The organism is Alcanivorax sp. HI0044 (assembly GCF_001634945.1).
In genome coordinates, this window is the sequence record NZ_LWEZ01001457.1 from 1 (window position 1) to 2,401 (window position 2,401).

The 2,401-nt window shown below is 59.7% G+C and carries 4 protein-coding genes; 1 reads left to right on the forward strand and 3 read right to left on the reverse strand.

Annotated features, from left to right (window positions below; genetic code table 11):
- Window positions 1–74 precede the first annotated feature (74 nt).
- Window positions 75–734, forward strand: coding sequence for a YoaK family protein (locus A3730_RS21855; protein ID WP_063521288.1), 660 nt, complete (start codon window positions 75–77; stop codon window positions 732–734).
- 38 nt (window positions 735–772) lie between these two features.
- Here the strand turns inward: A3730_RS21855 and A3730_RS21860 are convergent, their stop codons facing one another.
- From A3730_RS21860 to A3730_RS21870, 3 genes are all read right to left on the reverse strand, one after another.
- Window positions 773–1,348, reverse strand: coding sequence for a DJ-1/PfpI family protein (locus A3730_RS21860; protein ID WP_197468769.1), 576 nt, complete (start codon window positions 1,346–1,348; stop codon window positions 773–775).
- A gap of 292 nt (window positions 1,349–1,640) precedes the next feature.
- Window positions 1,641–1,967, reverse strand: coding sequence for a TfoX/Sxy family protein (locus tag A3730_RS21865; protein ID WP_082872214.1), 327 nt, complete (start codon window positions 1,965–1,967; stop codon window positions 1,641–1,643).
- A partial coding sequence (locus tag A3730_RS21870; RefSeq protein WP_231884011.1) for an MAPEG family protein occupies window positions 1,967–2,401 on the reverse strand: 435 nt, incomplete at its 5' end. The genes A3730_RS21865 and A3730_RS21870, both read right to left, overlap by 1 nt.

Here is a 2,401-nt window from a genome sequence, read left to right on the forward strand (position 1 = left end):
CAAGCCTCTGGCCCTGGCGTCAGCCGCCCGTGCTACACTGCCGTTTTTGATAATCGGCCAGACGGGGGGATGCCTTGCTGACGCGTTTACCACCCTGGGTGGAAGTCGGGGCCTTTCTGCTGGCCTTTCTCGCCGGCAGCGTCAATGCGGTGGGGCTGCTGGGGTTCAGCCATCAATCGGTATCACACCTTACCGGCACCTCCTCGCTACTGGGCCTGGCATTGGCGGATGTTGATCTGTCCGTGGCCCGGCACCTGCTGCTCACCCTGCTGAGCTTTCTCGCCGGTGCCGCCCTTAGCGGCATACTCATCACCAGCACTGCCCTGAAACTGGGCCGCCATTACGGTTTCTCATTGCTGATCGAAGCGGCTTTGCTGGTCATGGCCATGCTGTCTCTACAACAGGGCAGTGATCTGGGCATCTATCTGGCTTCCATGGCCTGCGGGCTGCAGAACGCCATGGTGACCACCTACAGTGGCTCCATCATCCGCACCACCCACCTGTCCGGGATTTTCACCGACCTGGGCATCATGCTGGGCAACCGCCTGCGCGGCATCCCCCTCAATGGCCGCCGGCTGCTGCTGTTCGTATTGCTGATTGGCGGCTTCATCTGTGGCGGCGTGGTCGGCACCTGGCTGTTCCGGTTGCTGCATTTCACCGCGCTGATGGCCCCGGCCACCCTGGCTGTCTCCCTGGCCGGCGTGTATTGGGCGTACAGCCGGCGATATCGTTAAGTCACCCGATCTTTTTGCCTGGCTGGCGAGCCAACGCATCACCGCTGCCAGGCATAATCCATCTGCCGGGCCGTCTTGTCCGCCAATTCCCGGCCATGCAGTCTTTCCACCAGATGCAGGCTCATATCGATACCGGCGGAAATACCCGCCGACGTGAGACGGTTACCATCCTCTACCCAGCGGATTTTTTCCTGCACATCCAGCGCCGGGAAACCATGGCGCAGGTCAGCGATATCTTCCCAGTGGGTGGTTACCCGCTGATCGGTGAGCAGCCCGGCCTCTGCCAGTAGAAAGGCACCCGTACAGACCGACGTTACCCAGCGGGCGCCGTGGCCGGCCTCGCGCAGGGCTGTCAGTAACACGGAATTTTCCATGACAGCGGTATGTACCCCTCCACTGACCAGTAATACATCCAGCGGCGGATGATCGGCGAAGGTGAAGTGACTTTTCACCGGGAAGCCACCTCTCGCCATCACCTCAGGATTTTCACTGATCAAAGACACCTGCCAGGGCGGGCTATCACAGAGCCGGGCGGCGGTAGAGAACACTTCAAAAGGACCGGCAAAATCCAGTACTTCGGCATCATCGTAGATCACAATCCCGATTTGCAGCATGGTCATTCCTGAATGATTTATTTGGGTGGCAGGGTACGCAAAAAAGCAAAGCAGTGAGTCAGCCAGCGTTGTAGCGCAGCGTCCTCGGCTACCGTATCCGCGTCAATCATCAGCATGCCCTAACAGGCTGTTGAAAAGCCCTTTGCATGCTCAGTCTTTCAGGCTGGTTCGCAATCTAGGCGCAATGTTGACGGTGTGTGTCCACCCATCGAGACATTGCAACAACGAGTGCGGGCCAGCCTGGAAGACCCGGAGGGCGCGGCCTGAAGGGCCCATCTGCTGCGCTTTGTCGCTAGGAAAGGGAGCCACCCTGTCCGTCGCGACAAAACACAACAGCTGCCCCCTTCAGGCCACGCTGAGTACGTAAAGGGCTTTTCAACAGCCTGTTAATGGGCCGGCCGGTGAAATCCATCTCGCCGGCGCCAGGCTCAGCGGACAACCGTTCATGGGACTGCGGCCCGACCCGGGCCATCAGGCGGTCACCCAGAATGCCGCAACACATGTTGCCGGCGATCATGAAACAGAGGCCACCGAACATGCGCTTTTCATCGGGCAGGGCACCACTGACAGTGCGCAGGCCTTCGCGCACCCGCAACGCCAGATCAGTATCAAAGGCCATCAGAACACGGCGCGCAACGCATTCACGGTTAACCCAATCAGGGCCAGTGACGACAGGGCAAACAACACAAAGCGCAGCTCAATCTTGTTGATCAGCGCCTGCAGGAGCGAATGCACCACGCGGATACCCACATAGGCCCAGGCCAACTTCAGGTTGATGCCATCACCCTGGCCAAGCAGTGCCAGCGACAGGGCCACGGCATAAAACGCCGTGGGCTGTTCCATCAGGTGATTGTAGTTATCCGCCTTCCAGCGCACACGAGCGGGCAGGGTGCTCATCTGTTCACCGCGTGGGGCATTCGGGTCCGGCTTCATGTTGGCCGCTTTCATGGCCGGCAGGCGGGTGATGTACATCCATAGCCACATGACCATGGACCAGGCGACCAGGACCACCACCGGTGTAATTATCGGGCTGGTTAACGGCATTGTGTTCTC